Raw genomic sequence first — 25,198 nt, forward strand, 5'->3', positions numbered from 1 at the left:
AACGCACGCCCACAGGTCGCCTGCCGCCCAACCCGACGCCAACCGATCGTCAGGGCCTCGGTCGCCGCTCCACGAGGATGCAAAACCCAAGATCAGGAGCGTGCGCCCACACGGCATGGCTCCACCCAGCCCCCTTCCCCAGGTCGCCCCCTGGGGACGTAGGGCCCGTGGTTCTTGGCCGTGTGCGGTGAGCACACGTCGAGGAGGAAATACACAGGCCGATGCTGCCTTGGAGCACGCTATTCGGCGAGTTGCGATACCCGATTGCACCATCGGAGCGGGGAGTGCCCCAGCGTGCAAAGACACCGGTGGTCCTCCGGGTGACATCCACCGGCATCGGCCGGGGCGACCAGTCAGTCGGTTCAAGGCATGGGCAAGCACATCAATACGACCCGACGCGTTAGGAACTCGTGAGGACAAAGCCTCCAGCATGTCCTGAGGCCTCACACATAAGGGGCCCGTCTGACGGGAGCCGGCCTCAACATCCCAGACCCACCCTTTACTTGTGCCCGTCAGTGCGCCGAACACGCTCTACGCGTCGTTCGTTGAGCCACTGCTCGACAGCAGCGTCGGTGTGGCGTTCCGACGTGATGTCACTCAGGATGCGGCCACGATCAGGGTGGGCACTGACTCTCACTGCTTCGACGGCAGCTGTGATACCTCCAGTGAGCAGGTGGTAGAGGTTGTAGCCGAGAGCCGTGTCAAAGCTGATGTTCTTGGCGGGCCAGTGCAGCCATAGATCCTCCACCTGCCTGTGCTCGGCAACCAGGAAGCCGGCCAGCGTCAAGTCCGAGGCCACTCCCCAGGGGACGACCTCTTGGTAGAACGTGCTGGCCCGGCGTGGCGGCGGCGCTGGATGGTCAGCCGGACCAGGCCCGCCTACGGCTCGTGCGGGAGGAGGACCGTGTCGCGCCAGGGGTCCGGCAAGTGCAAGAGACGGCCGGCCACGTGTACGAGCCTGCCGAGAACCCGACGGCGATCCGCATCTGGGCCCGAGCCACGATCGCTCCGTTCAGGTCGAAGCATCCGGCCTCCCTCACCAGCCATGGATCCTTTGCGCGCATCGGGAAGCCAGCCGTGTCGGCCGCAGCGCTCAACGAATGGTCGCGGCCGACACGTGCGAAATACGGGTCTAGCTGAGTTCCGCCGCCAGCAATGCGGCGGTCTTGGCCACCAGCGGGTGGTCGGCCGGGGCGTCTTCCTCGTGTTTAGTCGTCAGAACGGCCATCACGATCGGTGCGTTGTCCGGCGGCCAGGTGATGCCCGCGTTGTTGTTGCCCCCGTACTTCCCGCCGCCCGTCTTGTCGGCGAGAATCCAGTCGGCGGGGAGGCCTGCACGGAATCTGTCGCCGCTGGTCGTGTTGGCGAGCAGCCAGCCGGTGAGCCGTTCCCGGTCTTGGGGTGTGAGTGCGTCACCGAGCGTGAGGCGCGCGTAGGTCCTGCCGATGGCGCGGGGGGTGGTGGTGTCGGTGACGCGCCACGGTTCTGCCGAGTTGAGTTCGGGCTCCCATCGATCGAGTCGGGTCCTGCCGTCCCCGATCGAGCGGCAGAAGCGGGTGATGGCGGCAGGTCCGCCCAGCTCGCGGAGCAGCAGGTTTCCCGCGGTGTTGTCGCTGTAGCAGATGGCTGCGTCGCACAGTTGGGCGACGGTCATGCCGGTTTCGAGGTTCTCGGCCTTGCCGGTTTCCGGGGAGTAACCCGACCTCTTTACGTACTCTTCGGTGTACTGGATGCGCTTGGCCAGGAACTCGCCGTCGTGGTCGAGGTCGCGAAGCACGGCTGCGGCCGCGATCGTCTTGAACAGGGAGCACATCGGGAAGCGTTCGTCGGCCTGGTACGCCACCGTCCTGCCGGTGCGCATGTTGCGGGCGAAGACACCGAGGCGGGCGGAGTGCTGCTGCTCGAGCTCCCTCAGCCTCGAGGTGATGCCGTCCCCGGCGGGTAAGGCGTGTGCCGTTCCGCCGAGGGGCAGGGCGGCAGAGAGTGCCGCACCGGCACCGAGAGCAAGTGTGGCGCGGCGGGATGGGCGTGGTCCTGTGGTGTGCAAGGCGTGTTCCCCTTCTGAGACGGTCATGACGTACGTCGACGCATGGTGCGGCCGGGATGGATTCGCTGTGGATGCGATGCCTAGCACCAGGCGCCCGACTACGTGGCTGCTGCCACCCTTGCCCGCGTCGTACGCACATGCATGAGTACCCATACTCAGAGACCCCGCAGAAACGCGTTGGACGCGCTGCGGTCCCCGCTTCCGACCATCAAGACCCGAATGCGTGACGGACTGATCCGGCTGCGCGACTGCATGGGGGTGACCCGTCCCCCTGCTCCGGCCCGGCTCACCGCCATCCTGACGCGCAGGGCCGGACCTTTCGTCGTCGCCGCGAGCATCGCTGCCGCCGCTGCCTTCGTTGGCCTCGCCGCCTGACAGCACCAGCAGACCGAGCAAACCCGCGCCCAGGTTCAGCGCGCCGACCAGCAGGCCCTGGACGTGGCCGCCGTCATGGCCGCCCCCGACGCCCGCACCGTGCACGGACGTACCACCACCGGAGCCACTACGACCGTGATCGGCGAATCTCACGGAGGGCATGGACGTCGTAGCGTGTGAAGTGCTCCGCGACGCGGATCAGCCTGGGCGCGCTCAGAGCAGACGCATTCCACGCACCGGGCCGCAGGTTCAATTCCCACCGAGGGCACTGCCCGCCCTCTCGAACAAGCGCAAGCCGTTGCCCGGCGTGAACCAGGACGCCGACCCGGAGGGCGAGCTGTACGGCGCCACCGTCTGCCTGACCGGCAAGCTGACCTCCATGACCCGCGACGAGGCGTTCCAGAAGCTCGCTGATGTCGGGGCCCGGCCGGCGGAGAACGTCACCAAGAAGACGGACGTCCTCGTGTCCGCGTCGCAGACGCAGCTCAAGCCCGGCGACGTCCTGAGCGGGAAGGCCAAGAAGGCGCAGAGCCTGCTCGAATCCGGGCAGAGCATAGAGGTCCTCGACGAGGACGAGTTCCTGCGCCGCCTCGGAAGCTGACGCCTGACCGGCCTCGCTCTCGCGAGGCCGGTCAGGCCACCGATTCGGATCGAGATGCCGTCGGCGGGCCGGAGCGGGCCTGCGGCCCGGCCGGTCTCAGCCGTCCGTCAGACGCCGAAGTCGGCGACGATTCCGGTCAGGCCGGAGGCGTAGCCCTGGCCGACGGCGCGGAACTTCCACTCGTCGCCGTTGCGGTAGAGCTCGCCGAAGATCATCGCGGTCTCGGTGGCCGCATCCTCGGAGAGGTCGTAGCGGGCGAGTTCGGCGCCGCCGGCCTGGTTGACGACGCGGATGAAGGCGTTGCGGACCTGGCCGAAGCTGTGGCCGCGGGTCTCCGCGTCGTGGATGGAGACCGGGAAGACGATCTTCTGGATGTCCGCCGGGACGGCGGCCAGGTCGACCTTGACGACCTCGTCGTCGCCCTCGCCCTCACCGGTGAGGTTGTCGCCGGTGTGCTCGACGGAGCCGTCGGGGCTCTTGAGGTTGTTGTAGAAGACGAAGTGCCCGCTGGAGGGCACCTTGCCGGACTCCCCCACCAGCAGGGCGCTGGCGTCGAGGTCGTAGTCGGTGCCGGTGGTCGTGCGGACGTCCCAGCCCAGGCCGACCAGTACCGCGGTCAGGCCCGGCGCCTCCTTGCTCAGCGAGACATTGCCGCCCTTGGACAGGCTCACACCCATGTCGCATCCCTCTCGTGGCCGAAGCCGGGTAGCCGAGTAGCAGAAACAGAGAACTACATTAATGTAGAAATTGGGCTGGGTCGCGAGGCACGGCCGTACTCCGCCGTGGACCCACATCCGTACGATGAACCGCCCCCGTGGAGGTAGACGGGGCTGGGCCGCGGGAGGTTGACGGCATGACGGACCAGATCGAGAGCGGCGCCGACGAGCCCTCCCGGCGCCGGGGGCAGGGCGAGCTGGAGGCGCAGGTGCTGGCCGCGCTGCACCGGGCTCCCGGGCCGGCCAACGCGGGCTGGGTCCAGGAGCACCTGGGAAGCGGACTCGCGTACACCACGGTGATGACCATCCTGACCCGGCTGCACGCAAAGGGCGCCGTCAGCCGCAAGCGCGCGGGCCGGTCCTTCGAGTGGACTCCCGTCGCGGACGAGGCCGGCCTCGCCGCGCTGCGCATGCGCAAGGTGCTGGACTCCGAGTCGGACCGGGAGGCCGTCCTGGCCAGCTTCGTCACCGCCCTGCCGCCCGGCGACGAGAGGGTGCTGCGGGACCTGCTGGTGCAGACGGCGGAGGAGGAGGGAGAAGGGGAAGGGGAAGGGGAAGGGGAGGGCTGACGCCATGGGGGTCTTCGTCTTCCTGCCGCTGGTCCTGTCCCTTGACCGCCTGGCCTGTCGCCCGCCTCGCCGAACACCACCTCCATCCGCGCGCCGCCACCTGGCTGCTCACCGCCGTCGCCGCCGTGCTCGCCGTGTGCAGCACGCTCTGTCTCGCACTGCTCGTCGTGGTCGGTACCGCCCAACTGCCCGGCAATCCACGGCCGGACGGCTGGTCGGATCCGGAGGTGCGCGAGCCTGCGGGTTCGTGATCACGGCGGTGAGTGTCGGCATACCGTGGCGACACTTCCGAGCCGGCCGGCTAGCTCGGGCAGGTTGCGGCCTCGATGTGGGCGAGTTGGGCGGCGAGGATCTCTTCGAAGGCGGCGCGGCGGTCCGCCCCGAGGGGGCGGACGTCGCGGGCGAAGTGGGCCAGGGCCGGGAAGCGCTCGGGGTCGGCGCCGAGTACCGCGACGCGGAACAGCTCCATGCCCTGTTCGTACTCTTCGGGGGTGACGGTGCTGGCCCCGGCCTCGGAGGCGATCAACGCGGCGATGAGGACCGCGATCCGGTGGTAGCGCGCCGGGATCTCCTCGTCGGGCAGTCCCGACGCGCGCAGAGCCTGTAGCACCTCTTCCATCACCAGACGGGAACCGGTGCCGCTTGATGCGTAGCGTCCCCAGACCGCGGCGAGCTGGGGCTGCTGACCGAAGGCCTCTCTCACGCGCATGGCCAGGGATGTGATGCGCTGCTTCCAGTCGCCCTCGGGGCGGTGGCCGTCCATGGCCGCGAGGAGAATCCGGTCGGCGACCGCGCGCAGCAGTTCGGTCTTGCTGCGGAAGTGCCGGTAGAGGCTGGAGGAATCTGTCCCGAGGGCCGCGGCCAGCTTGCGCACGCTGAACGAATCCGCGTCGCCCGTGCGCAGCAGCTCCGCCGCCGCATCCAGGATCTCTTCGGTCGACCAGCGCCTTCGGCCTGCCATCTTGCTCCTCTCGCCGGATCTCAGCCTAACCTATGCACTTGGTGTTGCACGCACCGCGTGCATAATGAGGACATGGTCCTGCCGGGCGGCCCGGCAGGACGGGCCGACGTGCCACTTGTGCCCTGTTATCCGGGTCCGGCGACCGATGCGGAGCTCAGCCCGGGGAATACGAAAGGACGCATGACGTGAAGAACCCGCTGGATTCCGCGGCGCTGAACGCCGCCATTGAAGACGTCCACCGCGCCGGCATGCCGGGGCTGTTCGCCGAGGTACGTGACGGCGACCAGGTCTGGCTCGGTGCCGCCGGGGTCGCCGATGTCGTCACCGGTCGCCCCGTCACCGCCGACATGCGGCACCGCGTCGGCAGCATCACCAAGACCTTCACCGCCGCCGCGGTCCTGCAGCAGGTCGAGAGCGGTCAGATCGGTCTCGACACACCGATCGGCCGGTACCTTCCGAAGCTGGTTCCCGGAGAACGCGGTGACGCGATCACGGTCCGGATGCTGATCAACCACACCAGCGGCCTCGCCGAGTATCTCCCGTACGCCTACCCCTCCCTCAAGGCGTTCCCCGCCCTCGCGGACACCGGACCCCAGAGCCTGGACGACCACCGGCTCACGCGGTTCGACCCCGTTGAACTGATCGAGATGGGGGTCACCGCACCTGCCGTCGGCACCCCGGGTGGTACGCCGGGGGTGTACTCCAACACCAACTACCTGCTCCTCGTACAACTCCTGGAACAGGTGACCGGCACTACGGCCGAGCGGTACATCACCCGGAACATCATCGAGCGCGCCGGGCTCCGGGACACCGAACTCCCCGCCGGACCATACGTCGACGGGCCGCACTCGCAGCACTACGAGGCGTGGTTCGGCATGATCGACCCGCCGCGCGACTACAGCGTCTACGACATGTCGTGGGTGGGGCCGTCGGCCTCGCTGATATCAACCGTCGCGGACCTCAACCGTTTCTACGGCACGCTGCTGGCCGGGGAGATCGTCAGTCCGTCGTCGCTGGCGCAGATGCAACGCACCGTCCCGGTCATCTCCCAAGAGGGAAGGACGATCGGCTACGGCCTCGGCCTGCACCCGATGGAGGGTCCCGGTCAGGGCACCTTCTGGGGCCATGGCGGCACGGTCTGGGGTGGTGGAGCGTTGGCCATGACCCGCGCAGACGGCAAGCGGCAGATGGCGGTCGCGGTGAACCTGCAGAGGTGGAACAGGCTCGACTCCTCCGGCAAACCGCAGCCCCATCCCATCGACGCCGCGCTTGCGGCTCTCTACCGCGTGGCGATGTACGGCTGACCGGGCCGGAGAGAGTCGCTTTCACCAAGCCGCCGGCTATCCCGAGACGGGAGATCTGCTTTGGTGTGAGCCAGGCGGTACGACGCTCATGTACCTCGGCGCGGTAGCGGCAATCTCACTGGAGACCAGCCGCGAGTCCAACAAGGTCATGCAGGAGAGCGACAACGTTGCGACAGCTAGGGTGTGCGGCGTGCGAGTGCTACTGGTCGAGGACGACGACAATCTGCGATTCGGAATCGCCGCCGCGCTGCGCGCCGCCGGACTCGCCGTCGATGAAGCCGCCGACCTGCCGCAGGCCGACGAGGCGCTTTTCGTCACCGCGTACGACTGCGCCGTCTTCGACCGGATGCTTCCGTCCGGGGACGCCGCCACGTATGTGGAGGAGATGCGCCGCGGCGGCAGGGCGGTGCCGGTGCTCTTCCTCACTGCCCGCGATTCGGTCGCCGACCGTGTCGAGGGCTTCGCGAGCGGCGGTGACGACTACCTGATCAAGCCCTTTGCCGTTCCGGAGCTGGTCGCGCGAGTACGCAGTCTCTGCCGGCGCTCCGCCATCGTCCGCCCGCCCGTCCATCAGGTCGGCGACCTGGTGATCGACACCGCCCGGCGGCGTGTGCACCGCGCCGGTGTGCTGCTCACGCTGACGAGCCGGGAGTTCGCGGTCCTGGAGATGCTGGCCGTGCGCGGCGATCAGGCGGTGTCCCGGGCGGAGTTGCTGGAGGGCTGCTGGGACGAGATGGCCGAGCCGCAGTCCAACGTCCTGGACGTCCTCGTCTCCCAGATCCGCCGAAAACTGGGCGACCCGCAGCTCATCCACACCGTCAGGGGTGTCGGGTACCGCCTCGCTGCGGACGGCCCCCGGTGAGCCGACTGCGGGTCCGGTTCCGCGGGTCGGGGCAGGTCACTCCGACCGCGCGGGTGCGCCGGCTGCGGTGGCGCATCACGGCGCTCTTCGCGCTGACCAGTGCCGTGGGGTTGGGCATCATGGCCGTCTTCGCTGTGCGCAGCGACGACGCGCGGTGGCGTGAGCAGCTGGACCGGTCGATGAACGTCGACACGAGCTGGGCGATCGGCCTGCTGGAGACCGAGGAGGACGACCGGCTGAGCACCGGCGTCCTGGCGGATGTCATGGGGACCGGCTGCCCGCCGCTGACCGTGATCTCCTTGCCGCGCGGCACGGACAAGGCCGCGGATCTGGTCGTCGAGCACGCACCGCGCCGTCCGTGCCTGACCGTCCCCGCTGCCCAGGTCCGGGCGGTGGCGGCCTCGGCCGTGTTCAACGACGAGCTCGCGACCTCCGACCGCAGGACGACGGACGGGGAACCGGTCCGTGTGTTCGCCATGCCCTTCTACCATCCGGACGCGGTCGAGGGTGATCCCCCGCAGGGAGCCATCGTGACCGTGTCGGACATCTCCGACCAGCTGGCCGATCACCGCCGGCTGGTCTGGCTGGTGACGGCCGGCTGCCTGGTGCTCGTGGGCGTTTCGGCAGGCGTCGGACATGTGCTGTCCGGGCGGGCCGTCCGTCCGGCACTCTCCGTACTCGGCCAGCAGGAGGCGTTCCTGGCGGACGCCGCGCACGACCTCCGGACCCCGGCCGCGTCCTTGCGGACACTTGCCGAGACCGCGCTGCGGGGGGAGACGGACAGCACCGACGTGCTGCGGCGCACGCTGCGGCTGGCGGAGGGGATGGGGGGCCTCGTCGACGGGCTGCTCACCCGGGCCAGGCTCATGTCCGGCACGGTGACGCTCGCACGGGAGCCGCTGCGCCTTGACCAGCTGGTGGAGGCAGTCGTGGCGGACGCCCCGGTCGAGGGACACCGGGTGACGGTCCGGACCGAGGCGAGCGTCGTGAACGCGGATCCCGATCTGGTACGCCGGGCCGTGGCCAACCTCCTGGGCAACGCCCTCGTCCACGGGCACCTCCCGGGGGTGCCCGCAGACGTCCGGATCGGCGTCACGCAGGACGGCGCCGTGACGGTTGACGACGCCGGGCCGGGGCTGCCGCCGCAGGTGGCGGGCGCTCTGTTCGAACGGTTCCGCAGCGGGTCGGGGTCCACGGGCCTCGGGCTTTCGATCGCCTCGTGGGTGGCTCACGCACACGGCGGCACCCTCACCGCCGACCGGGGGGAGCGCGGGGGCGCCCGATTCGTCCTGCACCTGCCCACCAGCGGCTGACCCCGCCCGTCCACCCGGGGCCGTGCGCCCCGCCGTCCTCATCAAATCCTCAGCATCGCCCCGGCACGCTCCCAAGTGAACCGACCCCTGGGAGCACCACCTTGAACCCCGCTGTCCGCCACCACGCCCCGGCCGTCATCATGGCCGTCCTCGCCGCCACCACACTCGTCGCCTGCACCTCGCCTGCGGGTCCCGGATCGGACCGGCCGAAGGCAGAGGCCGGGCACATCGACCCCGCCAACCGCCCCGAGCTGAGCTCCTTCTACCAGCAGAAGCTGACGTGGACCGCGTGCGGGGACTACGAGTGCGCTGAGCTCACCGTTCCCATGGACTACGCCCACCCGGCGAAAGGGAAGGTCTTCGTCCTTCCGGTGGCCCGAGCGGTCACCGCCAAGCCGGCCGAGCGGATCGGCTCGGTGATCGCGAACCCCGGCGGACCGGGGGCTTCCGGGGTGGTGTCCCTCCTGAAGGAGGGCATGACCGACTCGTTCACAGCGAAGACGCGCGCCCGCTTCGACATCGTCTCCTTCGACCCGCGTGGCGTCGGTGGAAGCTTGCCCGCGCTGACCTGCGGCGCCGACGCGAAGCACACGGAGGCCTCCACAGAGGCCTCTACGGAGACGGCCGAAGAGGTCACCGAGGTCGCCGACCCGTTCTTCCCGAAGACCGCGGCCGAACGGTCCGCGGTCCTCGCGGCCGCGAAGGAGGAGGCCGACGCCTGTGCGAAGCACAGCGCCGGCATCCTGCGCCACGTGGGCACTGAGGACGTGGCCCGGGACATGGACGTCCTGCGGGCCGCCCTCGGGGAGTCCCAGGTCACGTATCTCGGCTGGTCGTACGGGACGAGTCTGGGCACCTCGTATGCCGAGCAGTTCCCCCGCCGGGTCCGGGCGATGGTCCTCGACGGTGCCGTCGACCCCTCCCTGGACTGGTCGAAGCGCGCGCTGAGCCAGGGCGCCGGCTTCCAGCGGGCTGTCGCGGACTACGCCGCGTACTGCGCCGACATCGCCGGGGACAGCTGCCCCGGCGACACCCCCGAGAAGATACGCACGCTGATCGACGGACTCTTCGAGAAGACCACGCGGGGGCCGCTGCCGGTCGACGGCGAGGAGTCCGGCCTTGACTCCCACACGCTGCTCGGCGCGATCGTCATGGCGATGTACACGCCGGAGACGCAGTGGAAGGGCCTCTCCGAGGCCCTGGCCGACGCGGGACGCGGCAACGGCACGAAGCTGTCCAGGCTGGCCGAGTCCGAAGAGCCGGCCCCGCAACCAACTCCCTCCGAGGACACCCGGCCCTCCGACAACGAGAGCGCCGTACTCCAGGCCGTCAACTGCTTCGACACACCGCACCCGCGCGAGGAGCAGGAGTACTGGAAAGCCCTCGCCCCCGCCGAGACGGCCGCCGGCCGCTACGGCACCTCCAACGTGATCATGACGCTCACCTGCAAGGACTGGCCCACGACAACCCGGCAGCCACACCGGGTCGAGGCCGAGGGCGTCGCCCCGGTTCTGGTGGTCGGCACGACCGGCGACGCGGCCACCCCCTACGAGGAGGCCACGAGCCTGGCCTCGCAGTTCCCCGGCGGAATGCTCCTCACCTACGAGGGCCTGGGCCACACCGCGTACGGCCGCAGCAATGTCTGCGTCACGAACCACGTCGACGACTACCTCATCGAGCGGAAGCCGGTCCCCTCCGGGACCACCTGCTGAAGGAGACCGCAGTGACCGCACCCCTCATCACCCCCCGCCGCCGCGGCACCGGCGCGATCGCCGCCGCCTCCCTGATCGGGCTGCTCCTGACGATCCCGGCCTGCGCCGGGAAGGTCGAACCCCGCGCCCAGACCTGCCTCAGCGGCACCCTGACCTACGACCACAAGGACGCCGACGCGGGCGAGAAGAAGCCCGTGGTCACCTCGCCCGCCCGCAACGCCAACTGGGAACTGTGGGGCAAGACGTCCGCCAAGGCGTCGGCCGAACGGCTCGCCTCCGGGATCACCCACAGCGACAACGGCACGTTCAAAGCGTGCTACACGGCAGCCGGCCCCCTGCCGGAGGTCCATGTGAAGTTCCGCTCCAGCAGCACCGACATGTGGCGGGTCGTCACAGACCGGACCGCTCAGACGGAGTACGCCTTCGACTCACCCTCCCGCTTCGACGTCTCCGCCGGCCAGAACCTCGGCACGGTCAAGGTCCCGGCCGAGATCCAGAACGCCTGGCACGTCGTCGACACACTCAACCTCCTCTACTGGAAGCGCGGCAACCCTCACTCGGACTGCTGGACCAGCCACCAGAAGAGCGGGACGTGCGACCGGCTCACCTTCGTCTGGGAACCGGCCGACAACGCCGACTCCGGCTACTGGGACCACCGCGAGGAGACGGACACCTCCGAGGGCGCCAACAGTGTCGTCGTCTCGGGCGCCATGACCGACTCCAAGCACCTGATCCTCCACGAGGCGGGGCACTGGTGGCAGTGGCAGCTCTACGGCCGCCAGTTCCCCGAAGTGACGGACTGCTCCGCGCACTACATCGAGAAGCGCAGCTCCACGACGTGCGCCTGGACCGAGGGATTCGCCGACGCCGTGGCCGCCTACGTCCTGGGCGACTACCGCTTCGTGGACGAGAACGGCGGCGCGACCTCGCTGGAGAACGGCACCTCCACTCCCGGCTGGGACCCCGGTGACACCACGCAGGGACGCGTGGGCAGCTCACTGCTGGACCTGTGGGCCGAGAACGGCCCCGACGGCGGCACCTGGGACCGCACCATCCAGCTCATGACGCGGGAGAAGAGCGACGACTTCCGCGAGTACTTCCTGGAGGACCGGCCCAAGGCCACTCCTCCACTGAGCACCACCGGCGCTGCCAAGGACATCCTCCGGCGCCACACCATCGACTACTAGGAGTCGGAGCGCCATCCGGCAGAGCCGGGCGGCGCTCCCCTCCGCGTTCCCCTGCCGATCCGCCCTGCTACCAGGGGCCGGTGACCGCGAACGTGGTGCCGGGCGCGTAGCAGTTGACGTACATCGTCGAGCCGTCGGGCGAGAAAGCGACCCCGGCGAACTCGCCGTACTCCGGTGACTCCGAGGAGCCCGTGTTCTGTGCGTTGCGGGCGACGGGGTAGACCTCGCCCTCCCGGGTCAGTCCGTACACGTACTGTTCGCCGCCACCGTCCTCGCAGACCATCAGGCCGCCGCCGGGTGCCAGACAGATGTTGTCGGGGGCCTCTCCGGGCATGCCGATGTCCGAGTCGGGACCGAAGACCACGACGAGGGTGAGGCGGCGGGCGTTCGGCTCGTACCTCCACACCTGTCCGTAGTGGTCCGCCCCTGAGCCGTCCTCGGAGCGCGCGAAGCTGGAGACGAAGTGGACCGAGTCGTCGCCCCAATAGCAGCCCTCCAGCTTCTGTGCGTGCGTGATGCCCTTGCGGCCGAAGTCCTGGAGCCGAATGGGCGTCTTCTTCGCCAGCGCGTCGGGGACGGGGACCCACTCCACCCCGTCGAAGGTCACCCCCGGCTCGTCGATCACGGAGAGGTCGGGGACACCCGGGACCCGCATCGCCTCCAGAGCCCCTCCCGCGCGCAGCGAACCCGTCCCGCCCAGCGGACTGTTGGGCAGGAACCGGTAGAAGAGTCCGAACGGGTGCGTGAAGGCGTCCTCCGTCTCGTACACGATGCCGCTGACCGGATCGACGGCGATCGCCTCGTGCGCGAAGCGGCCCATCGCGGTCAGCGGCGTGGCTCCGGTGCGGGACGGGTCCACCGGGTCGACCTCGAAGATGAAGCCGTGGTCCTTGGTGTAGCCGTTCGTCCCCGCCCGGTCCTCCGTCTCTTCGCAGGTCAGCCAGGCGCCCCAAGGGGTGGGCCCCCCAGCGCAGTTCGCGGCGGTGCCGGCGATGCCGACGCGTTCGCCGAGCACGTTGTTCCGGCCGTCGAGTTCGATGACGGTGCAGCCGCCCTTGCCGCCCTGGTCGTAGGTGATTCCGACGACGGCCGGAACGGGAACACGGGCCGAGGCGTGGTTCTCGTGGTTGCGGACGAGATGGATGCGCCGGGCGCTTCCCCCTTCGCCGCCGAGGGCACCCATACCGTCATGGTTGCCGGGCACCGGGCCCTCACCGCTCAGCAGTTCGTCGCCCTCGCGGGAGAGCACCTGGTACCAGAAGCCCTCCGGCAGATCGAGCAGACCCTCCGGGTCGGGCACCAACGGCCCGTAGCCGGACCCTTGCCCCAGCCCCTCGGCCGCGGTCGCGGTCGCGGTCGCGGTCGCGGTCGCGGTCGCGGTCGCGGTGGAAACGAAGAGGACGGAGAGGGAACCGGCGAAGGCGATTCCCGCCCCGACAGCACCTGTACGTGCGAGAACCTGGCGTCGAGATACAGCCATCAGGGAACACTCCAGCTTGCGGACCGAATGATGTCGCGCCGTGTGTATCACCGGGCGCCGTCTCGCCTGAAGGGCCGCCACCACCCTTCCCACCAGCTGGGTGGAACCAGCCGCCGTCCGGGTACTCGGCCTCCTCACTCCCCGCCGATCGGCTGCTCGGTCCAGATGCTCTTCCCCGAGGTGCCGTACCTGCTGCCCCATCGGCTGCTCAGCTATGGGGTCTTGCTCCCAGCATCTCCCGGTGTATCAGTGTGGCCCTGTCCGTCGCCTGGTGGACCCTGCTGACGGAGTGCTAGGAGCCGGCGCCGGCTGCCCCGCCTGAAGCGGCTGCCGTCGCGCCCGGCACCGGATTCCGGCTCTTGTCGACCGCCCCGCGCCGCGACGGATGGCTCAACGGCACCTCTGCGCATACGGAGAAGCCACCGTCCGCCGTGGGTTCGGCCGACAGGCTGCCGCCGAGCAGGGCGGCGCGTTCCCGCAGGCCCAGGATGCCGTATCCACCGCCGGGCAGGTCCGGGCGCGGAGCCCCGTCGGCGGGAGCGCTGTTGCGGATGGTGACGCGGAGGGTCTCGGCGTCGATGTCCACGGTCACCGAGGCCGCCGCGCCGGGCGCATGCTTGCGGATGTTGGTGAGTGCTTCCTGGACGGTTCGGTATACCGCTCGTTCCACCGTCTCCGGCACCCCGTGGTCCTCCGCGCCCGTCACCCTCAGGCCCACGTCCAGGCCCGCGCCCTCCACCAGCGCGGGCAGGTCGCTCAGCCTGGGCTGCGGGTGCAGCCCGGTGGGTCCCGCGCCGGCCGCCCGGAGGACGACGATCATGCCGCGCAACTCCTCCAGCGTGCCGGTGGCCAGCTTGCGCAGTATCGCCGCCGCCGCCTTGACCTGGGGATCACGGGTGGTGACCTCCAGGGCGCCGGCCTGCACGGCCATCAGACTTGCCTGATGGGACACGACGTCGTGCATCTCCCGTGCCAGCCGGGCGTGTTCGCGGGCGATGACCGTCCGGGCGTGCAGCTCGCGTTCGTGGTCCCGAACCTCTCCCAGCTCCACGATCCGCTCCGAAAGGTCCTGCCGGGTCTGGACGAGGAGCCCCAGGGCGGTCGGGCCGATGCCCAGCAGGAGGGCGTAGAGAAGGGTATGGATGAGCTCGCCCCTCGGCGTCTCGGCGACAAGGGCGACCGGCCAGGGCAGGAAGCTGCCCGTGACCACCGCGACGGCGGCGAGTTCGACCTGCCAGTCGAAGCGACGCCGGTGGGCGAGCGTGCCCAGGGCCAGGACCGCGGCGAAGAGCGCGGCACCCGCGTAGAGGCCGGGGATCGTCAGAAGGAGGGCAAGGCGCGGCAGGCGGCGACGCAAGAGGAGCGCGGGGGCGGCCAGAAAGGACACCGCGGTCTGCCACGACTGCGGAGTGGGCAACGCCAAGGCGACGTCCAGGGCGGCGAGCCCCGCCAACGCGAGGTCGACCGGCGCTCCCACGTACCGCCTCGACGGACCTGGGGCGGGGGCCCGCCTGCCTCGGCCTCGCGGGCGAATCCGGGCGAACGCCGCCGCGGACACCGATTCACGGATGGAGTGGCGGCTCACCGGGACTCGCTCCGCCGTCCGAACCCGGGTCTGGATCCCCTGCCGTTGCCGGCATCAGGGCGGGCCGTGCGGTGCGCGGCGAGGAGCCCCGCGCGCTCGGCGAGCACGGCGGCCTGGACCCGGTTGGTCACCCCGAGCTTTGTCAGCACGACGCTTACGTCGTCCTTCGCCGTGGCCACGGAGAAGAACATGCGGGCGCCGATCTCTCCGTTCGAGAGCCCCAGTCCGATGTAGGTGAGCACCTGGCGCTCACGCTCAGAGAGCCCCTCCACCGCCCGGGTCGCGGACAGCGCTTCCCCGCCTGCCCCCTTGGCTCCCCCGAGCCGCCGCACGACGGGGGGCGACAGGCATCCGGCGCCGGTCGCCATCGCGCGCACCGATCGGATCAGCACCTCCGGTTCGGTGTCCTTGAGCAGGAACCCCCGCGCGCCGAGCGCGAGCGCCTCCCCGAGGTACTCGTCGGTGTCGAAGGTGGTGAGCATCGCCACCTGCGGGGGCTCGGGCAGGTCGCGGATCCGGCGCAGCACCGTCAGCCCGTCGACGTCCGGCATCCGGATGTCCAGCAGTACGACGTCCGGACGATGCTCCCGTACGGCCGCCGGGGCGGCTGCACCCTCGCAGGCGGCCACGACGTCGATGCCGCCCGCGCTCCCCAGTATCAGGGTCAGGCCGGACCGGATCAGCGCCTCGTCGTCCACGACGAGCAGCCGGATCCGGGGTACCGATTCCGGGTGGGTGGGCACGGGGTTCCTCCGGTATTCGGACGGCTCGCTGCGGACTTCGAACACAGTGCGGGAGGAAAGTGCGGGCAGGCCACCCGCTGTAGTGGACGTCACATGGTGACCCGCCAGTCTGCGGTGCCCGGTCTCCCCATATGAACCCCCAACCGGCTGCCGTCCCCCGCCGGGCGGGGGGACTCGCACGCCTGCCGGCCGGATCTCTGCACGCAAAGGCGGAGATACCGCCGAATGGGACTGTTGCGGCCGCCCGCCTGCAAACCGGGCTTTCCCCGACCGCACACGCACAGAGGTGTCGCCTCGCCTGGCGTCACCGTCGATCAGGGGGCTTCATTGACCCGACGTACCACCGCGCTCGCCACCGCGACCGCGCTCACCGCCTCCGCGCTCGTCGTGGGTGCGATATTCATGCCCTCGGCCTTGGCCTCCACCGCAACCGCCACGGACGGGCGGCTGCGGGCGGCAAGGGTCCAGGGTGTCCGGATCGGCGCCGATCGGGCCGCAGGAGGGGCGTCGACTGGGAGGACTGCCCGGATCCGGCGCCGGGCTACCAGGCTGACAGGGACGCGCAGCGCGAACTGGCCCAGGAGTACGCACAAGGCTGCCAGGAGCGCGGCGGTGATCTGCCGGCACACAAGAACACGCCCGACACCGCCCGCGATCTGGACGTGATCCGCGCGGCGCTCGGTGACGAGAAGCTCAACTACCTCGGCGTGTCCTACGGCACGTACCTGGGCGCCGTCTACGCCGAGCCGTCCCCGGCCATGTGCGCCGGCTGATCCTCGACAGCGTGCTCAACCCCTCAACCCCTCCCGGGACAAGGTCTGGTACGAGGCCAACCTCGACCAGAACGTGGCCTTCGAGATGCGCTGGGCCGACTGGAAGGCACGGGTGGCCGAGCACGACGAGGTCTAGGGCCTCGGCACGACCCCCGAAGAGGTACAGACCGCGTGGGGCAGGCTGCGCGACGCCGCGAAGGACGAGAACGGCAACGCCGTGTACACAGCCGTGAGTGCAACGACACCAAGCGGCCCACTGACTGGGCGAAATGGGACGCCGACAGCGTCCGGCTGCACGCCGAGCACCCCTTCACGGCCTGGTCCAACGCCTGGATGAACCTGCCCTGCGCCACCTGGCCGCTGCCCCAGGGCGAACCGGTCGATGTGACCCGGGCGAAGAACTGCCGCCCACGCTCATCCTGCAGGCCGAACGCGACGCCGCCACGCCCTACTTGGGCGGCGTTGAGCCGCACCAGCGGCGGCTGCCGGGATCCGGCCTGGTCGTCGAGCTGGACGCCGGCTCGCACGGTGTGCCCGGCGGGACGAACTCGTGTGTCAACGCGCGCGTCGACGCCTACCTCCTGGAAGGCGTCGTCGAGGCCGGCGAGGCGGTCGGCGGTGATTCCGACTGGCGCCGTCCCGGCCTTCGAATTCGGGGCCCGTCCGCTCGGATGCGGTAATCCTTCCGCCGGTTGGGGGGTTTGGCGATCCGACAGGCCACCCCGGCGCAACAGACATTGTCGACTGACATGGCAGCGTCAAAACTCCAGGGCTGTCACATCCCCCACCGTCCGGACCGAGTTCCGGAATCTGGAGTACACCGTGAACAGCTCATCCCTGCTCAAGGCCCTGGGCGCGACCGCCGCCGCAACCGTACTCACCCTCGTCGGCTCGACGGCGGCGTCCGCCGGCAGCAGCCCCGCCCCCGTCTCGCCGTACATCGTCGGTGGCGGCCAGGCATCCGAGGACTACGCGTTCATGGCGTCCCTCCACGCGAACGGCGGGTTCCACTGCGGTGCCTCCCTGGTCTCGCCCGACGTCGCGGTGACCGCTGCCCACTGCGTCGAGGGCGCCGTCGAATACGCGGTCCGGGTCGGGTCCGCACACCGGTCTTCAGGCGGAGAGACCAGCACCGTCGGCGAGGTCCTCGTCCACCCCGAGTACGACTTCGCGGTACTCCGGCTGACCGAACCGGTCCAGGCCCAGCCGATCACCATCGCCGACGAGGCGCCCGCGGGAACTCCCACCCGCCTCCTCGGCTGGGGTCAGGTCACACCGGAGAGGGGCGCCGACGAGGGCTCGGAGTCCCTCAAAGAGCTCGACACCACGCTCGTGGACTCCGGATGCACCAGCATCAGCCCCCAGGGCGAACTGTGTGTGGACAGCCCACTCGATGAGAACGGCGACCCGCAGGGCGCCTGCTACGGCGATTCCGGGGGGCCCGCCATCGTCCGGGTCGCAGACCAGTGGCAGCTGATCGGCGCCACCAGCCGCGGCGGGAACGACAGCCTGACATGCGCCGAGGCGCCGTCGATCTACACCGACGTCACCGCCCTCAGGGACTTCGTCGAGTCCGCCCTGAACAACTGAACCCGAGCCGCCCACCGGGCGGCACCCGGGACGCACGCCCTCCGACCGGCCGGAATGCCCGGCCGGTCGGAGGGCCATCGCCGTCGCCGTCGCCGTCCCCGCCCTGGCCCTGGCCCTGGCCCTGGCCCTGGCCGGACCACGCTGAGTGGCTCGCGGAGAGCTCTCGACAGACCGGCACATCCGGCCGGCTCCGGCGACGGCCGCCCAAGCCTCCCGCGGTCTACGAATCAAGACCATCAGGCAAGCACCAACATGCCGGACACCTCACACAGCCCTCGGGCGGGTACTCAGATCACGCCTACCGCCCACGCGACATGGTTCCACCCTGCCCCTGCCCCTTCCCAGCCCCCCTGGGGAGCGCCTGGGGAGTTCTGGGGCCTCGCGGGGAGCCTCTGGGGAGTTCTAGCCGCGTAAGCCCGAAAGCCCGTGAGGCCGGTCGTACCGCGCGAGCGGGTTCACGCGGCGGGCGACGTCTGCCGCGCCGCACCACAGGGCGCCGGCTCCGGCGGCCCCGGAGAGGGCCGCGCACACCAGGAGCAGCAGCCCGATCAGGTCGGTCGGATAGGGCATCGCGCCAGGGCCCCAGGCGGCGAGCACCTCTCCGACGAGCGGGATGTTGGCCCGGTCCCCTCGCCACCACAGACCGGACGGGCAGCCGGTCAGGAACACCCCGGCCGAGAGCCATGCCCCCGCCCGTACGACCTGCTCCTGCCGCGCCCGCCTGACCGCCGCCGCATGCACGATCGCCATGGCCGTGGCCACCGCGTCCGCCGCCTCGTCTTCCATGACGTGCCACTCCTCTGCGCCGGGGGCCTTCGCGTGACCCGCGATCCCCGTCTGCCGCGGCCCGGGGCAGGACCGTGCGGTCATGATCGGGCGAGGAGGCTTCGAGTGGTAGGCATCCGCCGTGACGGATGCCCGACGACCTGGCGAACGGCATGGCGAACGGCCTCGCCAACGACGTGGGCGGCGGACCGGCGACCCTCAGCAGGCGCCCCAGGCACCCCGGGTGCCCCAGGTGCCCCGTTCAGCCGCGGCCGCGCGGGCCCGTCGTCGACGCGGGGGGAACGACGGCCGGCCTCGCCGCCCCGCACCTACCCTCTGGCGCCGCGTTGCCGGCGGGGTCCGGCCTCGGGTCGGCCGCCCGCCCGGGGGAGGTCACGAGCAATCGCCCCAAGGCGTTCGGGAACCACCAGTTGGACCGCCCGAGGAGGGTGACCAGAGCCGGGGTGAGCAGGCCCCGGACGACGGTGGCGTCGATGACGATGCCCGCCGGTCCCGGCCGGTCGCCGGGACCGGCCGCCGGGAAGCGCAGCCCCTCCACCGGATCCCCTACGAGCGCTCCGCGCCGGGCGATCGGCGGGCAGTCGCACGAGGCCGCGCCCTGCCGCGCCCCCCGGGGAGTACGGAGATCAGCGCGCCGGGGCCCACTGCGCCAGGAGGGCTTCGGTCGTGGTGATGGCCGCGACGAGGGAGAGGGAGTTGCGGATCACCTCGGCGGTACAGGCGGCGGGCACCCCGGCGATGGCGTCGGACGGGACCACGACCTGATAGCCGAGGTTCACCGCGTCGAAGACGGTGTTCGGGATCGCGATGTTGGAAGAGACCCCGGTGACGATGAGGGTGCGGATGCCGAGGTTGCGCAGCAGGGCGTCCAGGTCGGTGCCTGCCATCGGGGAGAGCCCGTGCAGCCGGCGCACCACGAGGTCCTGCTCGGCGACGGTGAGGGGTGCGGCGACCTCCACGGCCGGGCTGCCGGTCAGCTGACGCACCGGCAGCCGCCCCGCGGCCCGGAACAGCCGGGCGTTGCTGTTGGCCCCGAGCCCGTCCGGCCGCCGCTCGGCGACCGCGTGCAGTACCTGCACCCCGGCCCCGCGCGCGGCCTCGACCAGCGCGGCGACCCGGTCCAGCATGCCGGAGTCCCGCGCCTCCTTCGCCAGCTCCGGCAGGGCGCTCTCCTCGCCGACGACACCGTTCTGACACTCCACGGTGAGCAGTGCGGTGGTGGCGGGATCGAGATCGGCCATGGCTCCCCCTGGCGTGGCGACGGAAGAGCACGCATGATTCCTGACACACAGTCAGATGTGAAGGGGCGCGGACCATATGGACAGGACACCCGCGGACGGCACACCCGCAGACAGCACACCCGCGGACAGGGCGCAGCGGCGGGGCCGCCGCATCATGATGACCGACGAGGAGACGCACGCCTTCCTGCGCGAGCAGCGCACCTGCCGGGTGGCCACGGTCTCCCCCGACGGGCGCCCGCACGTGGGCGCGCTCTGGTTCGCCTGGGACGGCACCTCCCTGTGGCTGTACTCGATCACCCGCAGCCGCCGCTGGTCCGACCTCCGCAAGGACCCCCGCATATCGGTGGTCGTGGACGCCGGCGAGGCCTACGACGAACTGCGCGGGGTGGAACTGTCCGGCACGGCCGTCTTCGTGGGCGAGGCTCCCCGTACGGGCGAGCCGTGCGAGGAACTGGCGGAGCCGGAGCGGCTCTTCCCCGTCAAGAACTTCGGCATCACGGAGATGCCGCACGACGGACGGCACGCCTGGATCCGGCTGACACCGGACTCGATCGTGTCCTGGGACTTCCGCAAGATCTAGGCCGTCTCTTTCGGATCTTGCCTGGCCCGCGCCGCCCGGCCCTCCCCCGCAGCGGCCGAGGCGGCGGCCAAGGCCGAGGCCGCCCTTCTCAAGGCCTCGACGGCGGCCCGGATCGACGGCCGGCGATCGGCGTCCGCCCGCCAGACGACGTACACGTGACGCCGGACGCTGTCGCGCACCGGCAGCAGCCGGACCCCCGGCGGCACGGGTCCGCGCCCCAGCCGGGGGGCCACGCACACACCCAGCCCGGCCTCCACGAAGGCCAGTTGGGTGTGGTGCTCCTCGGCGATGTGCGCGATCCGGGGCTCGATGCCGGTACCGCGCAGGGTGGAGACGAGCCACTCGTGGCAGAACTGCCCCTCGGTCCAGGAGATCCAGTCGTCCTCGCCGAACTCGGCCAGGGAGATCCCGGCGCGGCCGGCCAGCGGATGCCCCGCCGGCACCGCGATGTCCATGGAATCGTCCAGGAGATGGGTCCGCGTGAGCTCGACCGGTACGGGCATCCGCTTGTTGTGCCAGTCGATGGCGAGGGCCATGTCCAGGTCGCCCCGCACCACGGCGGTCATGCTCTCCTCCGGCTCCTGCTCCCGTACCCGGGGCCGCAGTTCGGGGTGCTCCGCGCGCAACTCCGCCAGGACCTGCGGCAGCAGCCCGCGCATGGCGGTCGGGAAGGCGCCGATCCGCAGCTCGCCGACCGCACACCCGCGCCGGGCCTCGACATCGGCCTGGGCGAGCTCGACCTGGGAGATGATCCGGGCCGCGTGCTCGGCGAGGAGCCGTCCGGCGTCGGTGAGCCGGACCCCGCGCCCGTTCTTGGCCAGCAGCGGCTGCCCGACCTCCCGTTCCAGTTTGGCCATCTGCTGGGACACGGCGGAGGTGGTGACATGGAGCCCGTCGGCGGCGCCGCTGACGGACCCGTGGCGGGCGAGGGCATCGAGGGTGCGCAGCCGCTCCAGGTTCAACATGTAAGCAATCCTACGACGTCACCCCAAACAACTTTCGCTTGTCCTACGAGGTCGCGAGGGCCAAAGTTGCTGTCATGAGCGCCCCCAGCACCCCGGTCCCACCCCTCTCCCCGGCCGCCTCCCAGCCCCAGCCCCAGACCCAGGCCCACACCCCGGGCCCCGGCCCCGGCCCCACCGCGAAGGCTCCCGCCACCGCCCGCCTGGACTGGCGCCTGCGCTTCGCGATCCTCTCGGTGATCTGGGGCTTCAGCTTCCTGCTGATCAAGGTGGGCACGGAGGCGTACGCCCCGTTCCAGGTCGCCCTCGGCCGGGTCTTCTTCGGCGCGCTCGCCCTGCTCACGGTGCTCCTGATCCGCCGCGAACCGCTCCCCCGGGGTCGGCGCACCTGGGCCCACCTGTCGGTGGCGGCGCTGCTGCTCAACACCGCCCCGTTCTCCCTCTTCGCGTACGCGGAACTGAGCATCCCCTCCAGCCTGGCGGGCATCTGCAACGCCACGTCGCCGCTGTGGGGCATGGCCCTCTCCCTGGTCGCGCTCTCCGAGGACCGCCCGACGCGCCGCCGCTTCGCGGGCCTGGGCCTCGGCTTCCTCGGCGTCCTGACCGTCCTCGGCGCCTGGCAGGGCTTCTCGGGTCTCGACGCCAAGGGCACCGCACTCGCCCTGCTGGCCGCGCTCTGCTACCCGATCGGCTGGATCTACGTACGCCGCACCCTGGCCTCCACGCCGGGCTCCCCGGTGGCCCTGACCGGAGCCCAGCTCCTGGTCTCCACCCTCCAACTGGCGGCGGTCAGCCTCCTGTTCACCTCGGCCCCGACTTCGTTCCCGCTCTGGCCGACCCTGTCGGTGATCGCCCTGGGGGCCCTGGGCACGGGCATGGCCCTCCAGATGCAGTACGGCCTGGTCACGGAGATCGGCCCGACCACCGCGCAGATGGTCACGTACTTCATCCCGGTCATCGCGACGACGGCGGGCGTCCTCCTCCTGGACGAACAGCTCCACTGGAACACCCCGGTGGGCGCGGCCGTCGTCCTGGCCGGCGCGGCCCTCACCCAGACCCGACGCCGCTGAGACCCGTTCTCACGCCCCGGCCGCCCGGCGGCCGGTCGAGCCGCCCGGCCGCCGGGCGGCCCCCGTCAGTCCAGCCGCCCCCCTGCCGCCGGGCGGACCGCCGACGCCACCGCCTCCGCCAGCCCCGGTACGTCCGCCAGGGACAGCGCCGACACCGTCATCCGCACCGCGGGCCCCGATTCCGTCCGGAAGCGGGCCCCCGGAGCGACCGCCCAGCCCGAGCCCAGCAGGCGCGTGACCACCGCCGTCTCCTCGGCGACGGGCACCCACACGTTCATCCCGCTCCGCCCCTGCGCGCGCACCCCGCGCCGGGCCAGCGCCGCGACCAGTCCGTCCCTGCGCTCCCCGTAGGACCGGGCGACGGCCGCGTGGTCGACCGCTCCGGCCTTCCACAGTTCCACCGTCGTGTACTGCAGCAGCCTGCTCACCCAGCCCGGGCCGAGCCGTTGCCGCCCCCGGACCCGGTCGAGGGTGACACCGTCCCCGGTCAGCACGGCGAGCCGCAGGTCCGGTGCGTACGCCTTCGCGGTGGAGCGGATCAGCACCCAGTGGCGGGTCGCCCCGCCCAGCGCGTTCAGCGGCAGGTCCACGATGCCGTGTCCGTGGTCGTCGTCGATGACCAGCACGTTCGGGTACCGGGCGAGCACGGCTCGCAGTTCCGCGGCCCGCTCCGCGCTCACCACCGCCCCGGTCGGGTTCTGCGCCCGGGCCGTCACGAGCAGCGCGCGCACCCCCTGCGCCAGCGCCCGTTCCACCGAGCCGGGCAGCGGTCCGTCGTCGTCCACGGCCATCGGCACCACCCGTAGCCCCAGCGCCGGGACGAGGTCGAGCACGCTCCCCCAGCCCGGATCCTCGACCGCCACCGCGTCCCCTGGCCGCAGGTGCGCGGCCAGGACCCGTTCGATGCCGTCCAGCGCGCCCGAGGTCACCGCCACCTCTCCGGCCGGCACCCCGTCCGCGTCGAAGGCGGCCCGGGCGAGCCGCGCCAGCTCGGGAACGACCGGGTCGCGGCCGTAGAGCGTCGGGTCCGCGGCGTACCGGCGCGCCGCGCCCGCCAGTGCGGCGTCCAGCGCGGGCAGCAGCCGCACGTCCGGGTTTCCGGAGGCGATGTCGCGCACCCCCGCCGTGACGGCCATCCGCAGTTCGTCGCGCGGTGCGGTCGCCGGGCGGGCCCGCACCCGGCTGCCGCGCCGCCCGTCGGTCTCGATGACCCCGCGCTCGCGCAGCGTGCGGTACGCGGCGGCCACGGTGTTGGGGTTCACCCCCAGCACGCCCGCGAGCTCCCGCATCGGCGGCAACAGCGCTCCCGGCGCGAGCGCGCCCGATGCGACGCCCGCTTCCACACTCGCGGCGATTTCCGATGCGCGCCGCCCGCTGATCAGATACTCTCCTAGCACAAAGCCAAGTATGCACTAGTACAACGGAGTCCGCGCCATGAGCGTCACGCCTGCCCCCGAGACCACCACGGAGACGTCGACGACAGCGGCCGAGACCGCACCCTCGGAGGCATCGGCCGCCGGGTACGCGCCCACCGACCGTACCGTCCCCAGCCGGTACCGCGACCGCGCGCACTACGACCACGAGACGGTGCACTCGATACTGGACGCGGCCTACCTCTGCCACCTCGGCTTCATCCGCGACGGCGCTCCGGTGGTCCTGCCGACCCTCTTCGGCCGGGTCGGCCAGACCCTCTACGTGCACGGATCCACGGGCTCGCGCCCGCTCCTCGCAGCCGGCAAGGCCGACCCGGGGATGCCGGTCTGCCTCACCGTGACGCACCTCGACGGCCTGGTCCTGGCCCGCTCCGCCTTCCACCACTCGCTCAACTACCGCTCGGTGGTCGTGCACGGCACCGCCTACGAGGTGACCGATCCCGAGGAACGCCGGATCGCGCTCGACGCCCTCGTCGACCAGGTCGTCCCGGGCCGCTCGGCCGACTCCCGGCCGGCGAACGCCAAGGAGCTCGCGGCCACCGCCGTGATCCGCCTGGACCTGGGCGAGGTGTCCGCCAAGGTCCGCAGCGGCGGCCCGGGCGACGACGCCGAAGACCTCGACCTGCCGTTCTGGTCGGGCGTGGTCCCGGTCGCGCCGGCGTACGGGACCCCGGTCCCGGCCTCCGACCTCGCCCCGGGCATCCCCGTCCCGGACTACATCACCGCACTCTGACGGCCGCTCATCCGGCAAGGGCGGGCCGGACCTCCGGCCCGCCCTCCTGCGCGTCCGCTTCCTGCGCGTCCGACTCCTGCGCGACCCCCTCCTGCGCGTCCGCCGGCCGCCGCGACTCGGCGGCGATCAGGGCTCCCACCGCCGTCAGCAGGAGTACGGTGCCCAGCACGACCGGCCCGGTCAGCCGCTCCCCGAGCACCAGGACGGCGATCGCCGCCGCACCGACGGGCTCGATCAGCATGATCACGGACACCGTCGCGGCCCGTACCGCGGCGGCCCCGCTGAAGTAGAGCGCGTAGGCCAGCGCGGTCGGCACGGTGGCCATGTAGGCGAGCAGCCAGAGCACCCGGACGGGCTCCGCGGCATGCGGCACAAGCCCCTCCACCAGGGCGAACGGCAAGAGGCACACCGTGCCCACCCCCACCGACCAGACGGTGGTGACCAGCGGGTCCCCGCCGGTCCCGCGCCGCCCGAGCAGCCGGGCCCGCAGGGTCATGGCCCAAGGCCGGGTAGTTAGCGTTTTCGCAGGTCACGCAAGGGGTGTTGGCGTCCATGCTGTAGCGGCGTAGAGGCCG

22 protein-coding genes and 4 pseudogenes are annotated in these 25,198 nt (G+C 71.2%); 14 read left to right on the forward strand and 12 right to left on the reverse strand.

The window, feature by feature from the left end; translation table 11 throughout:
• Positions 1–499: 499 nt before the first annotated feature.
• Together MTF69_RS32000 and bla are read right to left on the reverse strand one after the other, a co-directional pair.
• A complete protein-coding gene (locus MTF69_RS32000) occupies positions 500–787 on the reverse strand; it encodes a hypothetical protein (RefSeq protein WP_243339714.1) in 288 nt (95 codons plus the stop codon).
• A gap of 345 nt (positions 788–1,132) precedes the next feature.
• Positions 1,133–2,074, reverse strand: a complete 942-nt coding sequence (gene bla / locus MTF69_RS32005) for a class A beta-lactamase (protein WP_243339715.1) — start codon at positions 2,072–2,074, stop codon at positions 1,133–1,135.
• A 156-nt stretch (positions 2,075–2,230) separates the two neighbouring features.
• Between bla and MTF69_RS32010 the strand changes: the two are divergent.
• Together MTF69_RS32010 and MTF69_RS32015 are read left to right on the forward strand one after the other, a co-directional pair.
• A pseudogene (locus MTF69_RS32010) lies at positions 2,231–2,311 on the forward strand (RNA polymerase subunit sigma); the annotation flags it as partial.
• A 418-nt stretch (positions 2,312–2,729) separates the two neighbouring features.
• Positions 2,730–3,023: a BRCT domain-containing protein gene (locus MTF69_RS32015; RefSeq protein ID WP_243339716.1), complete on the forward strand. Its 294-nt coding sequence runs from the start codon at positions 2,730–2,732 to the stop codon at positions 3,021–3,023.
• A gap of 107 nt (positions 3,024–3,130) precedes the next feature.
• Here the strand turns inward: MTF69_RS32015 and MTF69_RS32020 are convergent, their stop codons facing one another.
• Positions 3,131–3,700, reverse strand: a complete 570-nt coding sequence (locus tag MTF69_RS32020) for a TerD family protein (RefSeq protein WP_243339717.1) — start codon at positions 3,698–3,700, stop codon at positions 3,131–3,133.
• Between the two features lie 176 nt (positions 3,701–3,876).
• On the opposite strand from MTF69_RS32020, the gene MTF69_RS32025 reads away from it, so the two are divergent.
• Complete coding sequence (locus MTF69_RS32025) at positions 3,877–4,308, forward strand: BlaI/MecI/CopY family transcriptional regulator (protein WP_243339718.1); 432 nt, start codon at positions 3,877–3,879, stop codon at positions 4,306–4,308.
• Positions 4,309–4,312: 4 nt separating this feature from the next.
• Positions 4,313–4,541, forward strand: a pseudogene (locus MTF69_RS32030) (M56 family peptidase); the annotation flags it as partial.
• A 68-nt stretch (positions 4,542–4,609) separates the two neighbouring features.
• On the opposite strand, the gene MTF69_RS32035 reads toward MTF69_RS32030, so the two are convergent.
• Positions 4,610–5,269, reverse strand: a complete 660-nt coding sequence (locus MTF69_RS32035) for a TetR/AcrR family transcriptional regulator (protein WP_243339719.1) — start codon at positions 5,267–5,269, stop codon at positions 4,610–4,612.
• Positions 5,270–5,454: 185 nt separating this feature from the next.
• Between MTF69_RS32035 and MTF69_RS32040 the strand changes: the two genes are divergently transcribed.
• From MTF69_RS32040 to MTF69_RS32060, 5 genes are all read left to right on the forward strand, one after another.
• Positions 5,455–6,573 carry a serine hydrolase gene (locus MTF69_RS32040; RefSeq protein WP_243339720.1) on the forward strand — a complete coding sequence of 373 codons (1,119 nt, stop codon included), beginning with the start codon at positions 5,455–5,457 and terminating at the stop codon, positions 6,571–6,573.
• Between the two features lie 196 nt (positions 6,574–6,769).
• Complete coding sequence (locus MTF69_RS32045) at positions 6,770–7,435, forward strand: response regulator transcription factor (RefSeq protein ID WP_243339749.1); 666 nt, start codon at positions 6,770–6,772, stop codon at positions 7,433–7,435.
• Entirely contained in the window at positions 7,432–8,748 is a 1,317-nt protein-coding gene (locus MTF69_RS32050; RefSeq protein WP_243339721.1) for a sensor histidine kinase KdpD, read from the forward strand. Before MTF69_RS32045 ends, MTF69_RS32050 begins: the two co-directional genes overlap by 4 nt.
• A 101-nt stretch (positions 8,749–8,849) precedes the next feature.
• Complete coding sequence (locus MTF69_RS32055) at positions 8,850–10,460, forward strand: alpha/beta hydrolase (RefSeq protein ID WP_243339722.1); 1,611 nt, start codon at positions 8,850–8,852, stop codon at positions 10,458–10,460.
• 11 nt (positions 10,461–10,471) lie between these two features.
• Positions 10,472–11,647: a metalloprotease gene (locus tag MTF69_RS32060; protein ID WP_243339723.1), complete on the forward strand. Its 1,176-nt coding sequence runs from the start codon at positions 10,472–10,474 to the stop codon at positions 11,645–11,647.
• Between the two features lie 67 nt (positions 11,648–11,714).
• Here the strand turns inward: MTF69_RS32060 and MTF69_RS32065 are convergent, their stop codons facing one another.
• The 3 genes from MTF69_RS32065 to MTF69_RS32075 all read right to left on the reverse strand — a co-directional run bounded on the left by MTF69_RS32065 (position 11,715) and on the right by MTF69_RS32075 (position 15,455).
• A complete protein-coding gene (locus MTF69_RS32065) occupies positions 11,715–13,127 on the reverse strand; it encodes an alkaline phosphatase PhoX (RefSeq protein WP_243339724.1) in 1,413 nt (470 codons plus the stop codon).
• A 292-nt stretch (positions 13,128–13,419) separates the two neighbouring features.
• Complete coding sequence (locus MTF69_RS32070; RefSeq protein ID WP_243339725.1) at positions 13,420–14,604, reverse strand: sensor histidine kinase; 1,185 nt, start codon at positions 14,602–14,604, stop codon at positions 13,420–13,422.
• A gap of 104 nt (positions 14,605–14,708) precedes the next feature.
• On the reverse strand, positions 14,709–15,455 hold the full coding sequence (locus MTF69_RS32075) for a response regulator transcription factor (protein WP_243339726.1): 747 nt from the start codon (positions 15,453–15,455) through the stop codon (positions 14,709–14,711).
• A 527-nt stretch (positions 15,456–15,982) separates the two neighbouring features.
• On the opposite strand from MTF69_RS32075, the pseudogene MTF69_RS32080 reads away from it, so the two are divergent.
• Both MTF69_RS32080 and MTF69_RS32085 read left to right on the forward strand, forming a co-directional pair.
• A pseudogene (locus MTF69_RS32080) lies at positions 15,983–16,908 on the forward strand (alpha/beta hydrolase); the annotation flags it as partial.
• 142 nt (positions 16,909–17,050) lie between these two features.
• On the forward strand, positions 17,051–17,818 hold the full coding sequence (locus MTF69_RS32085) for a trypsin-like serine protease (protein WP_243339727.1): 768 nt from the start codon (positions 17,051–17,053) through the stop codon (positions 17,816–17,818).
• Between the two features lie 402 nt (positions 17,819–18,220).
• Here the strand turns inward: MTF69_RS32085 and MTF69_RS32090 are convergent, their stop codons facing one another.
• Both MTF69_RS32090 and MTF69_RS32095 read right to left on the reverse strand, forming a co-directional pair.
• The gene (locus MTF69_RS32090) at positions 18,221–18,604 is read right to left on the reverse strand and encodes a hypothetical protein (protein WP_243339728.1); all 384 of its coding nucleotides are present in this window, start codon (positions 18,602–18,604) and stop codon (positions 18,221–18,223) included.
• Between the two features lie 626 nt (positions 18,605–19,230).
• Positions 19,231–19,845, reverse strand: a complete 615-nt coding sequence (locus tag MTF69_RS32095) for a cysteine hydrolase (protein ID WP_243339729.1) — start codon at positions 19,843–19,845, stop codon at positions 19,231–19,233.
• Between the two features lie 76 nt (positions 19,846–19,921).
• On the opposite strand from MTF69_RS32095, the gene MTF69_RS32100 reads away from it, so the two are divergent.
• Entirely contained in the window at positions 19,922–20,425 is a 504-nt protein-coding gene (locus tag MTF69_RS32100) for a pyridoxamine 5'-phosphate oxidase family protein (protein WP_243339730.1), read from the forward strand.
• Here MTF69_RS32100 and MTF69_RS32105 read toward each other — a convergent pair.
• Positions 20,422–21,390, reverse strand: a complete 969-nt coding sequence (locus tag MTF69_RS32105; RefSeq protein ID WP_243339731.1) for a LysR family transcriptional regulator — start codon at positions 21,388–21,390, stop codon at positions 20,422–20,424. The genes MTF69_RS32100 and MTF69_RS32105 overlap by 4 nt on opposite strands.
• 74 nt (positions 21,391–21,464) lie before the next feature.
• Between MTF69_RS32105 and MTF69_RS32110 the strand changes: the two genes are divergently transcribed.
• Positions 21,465–22,457, forward strand: coding sequence for a DMT family transporter (locus MTF69_RS32110; RefSeq protein ID WP_243339732.1), 993 nt, complete (start codon positions 21,465–21,467; stop codon positions 22,455–22,457).
• A gap of 65 nt (positions 22,458–22,522) precedes the next feature.
• Here MTF69_RS32110 and MTF69_RS32115 read toward each other — a convergent pair whose 3' ends face one another.
• A complete protein-coding gene (locus MTF69_RS32115; protein ID WP_243339733.1) occupies positions 22,523–23,854 on the reverse strand; it encodes an aminotransferase class I/II-fold pyridoxal phosphate-dependent enzyme in 1,332 nt (443 codons plus the stop codon).
• Between the two features lie 37 nt (positions 23,855–23,891).
• Between MTF69_RS32115 and MTF69_RS32120 the strand changes: the two genes are divergently transcribed.
• On the forward strand, positions 23,892–24,623 hold the full coding sequence (locus tag MTF69_RS32120) for a pyridoxamine 5'-phosphate oxidase family protein (protein ID WP_243339734.1): 732 nt from the start codon (positions 23,892–23,894) through the stop codon (positions 24,621–24,623).
• Positions 24,624–24,630: 7 nt separating this feature from the next.
• Here the strand turns inward: MTF69_RS32120 and MTF69_RS32125 are convergent.
• A pseudogene (locus MTF69_RS32125) lies at positions 24,631–25,122 on the reverse strand (DMT family transporter); the annotation flags it as partial.
• Positions 25,123–25,198: the final 76 nt, after the last annotated feature.

Source organism: Streptomyces sp. AP-93 (assembly GCF_022808175.1).
In the GTDB taxonomy this organism is placed as follows: domain Bacteria; phylum Actinomycetota; class Actinomycetes; order Streptomycetales; family Streptomycetaceae; genus Streptomyces.

Bases quoted from the DNA above. Each gene is read 5' to 3' on its own strand.
- MTF69_RS32095 (WP_243339729.1), bottom strand. From the start codon at position 19,845: ATGGCCGATCTCGATCCCGCCACCACCGCACTGCTCACCGTGGAGTGT.
- MTF69_RS32035 (WP_243339719.1), bottom strand. From the start codon at position 5,269: ATGGCAGGCCGAAGGCGCTGGTCGACCGAAGAGATCCTGGATGCGGCG.
- MTF69_RS32100 (WP_243339730.1), top strand. From the start codon at position 19,922: ATGGACAGGACACCCGCGGACGGCACACCCGCAGACAGCACACCCGCG.
- MTF69_RS32105 (WP_243339731.1), bottom strand. From the start codon at position 21,390: ATGTTGAACCTGGAGCGGCTGCGCACCCTCGATGCCCTCGCCCGCCAC.
- MTF69_RS32110 (WP_243339732.1), top strand. From the start codon at position 21,465: ATGAGCGCCCCCAGCACCCCGGTCCCACCCCTCTCCCCGGCCGCCTCC.
- MTF69_RS32090 (WP_243339728.1), bottom strand. From the start codon at position 18,604: ATGGAAGACGAGGCGGCGGACGCGGTGGCCACGGCCATGGCGATCGTG.
- MTF69_RS32065 (WP_243339724.1), bottom strand. From the start codon at position 13,127: ATGGCTGTATCTCGACGCCAGGTTCTCGCACGTACAGGTGCTGTCGGG.
- MTF69_RS32120 (WP_243339734.1), top strand. From the start codon at position 23,892: ATGAGCGTCACGCCTGCCCCCGAGACCACCACGGAGACGTCGACGACA.
- bla (WP_243339715.1), bottom strand. From the start codon at position 2,074: ATGACCGTCTCAGAAGGGGAACACGCCTTGCACACCACAGGACCACGC.
- MTF69_RS32020 (WP_243339717.1), bottom strand. From the start codon at position 3,700: ATGGGTGTGAGCCTGTCCAAGGGCGGCAATGTCTCGCTGAGCAAGGAG.
- MTF69_RS32025 (WP_243339718.1), top strand. From the start codon at position 3,877: ATGACGGACCAGATCGAGAGCGGCGCCGACGAGCCCTCCCGGCGCCGG.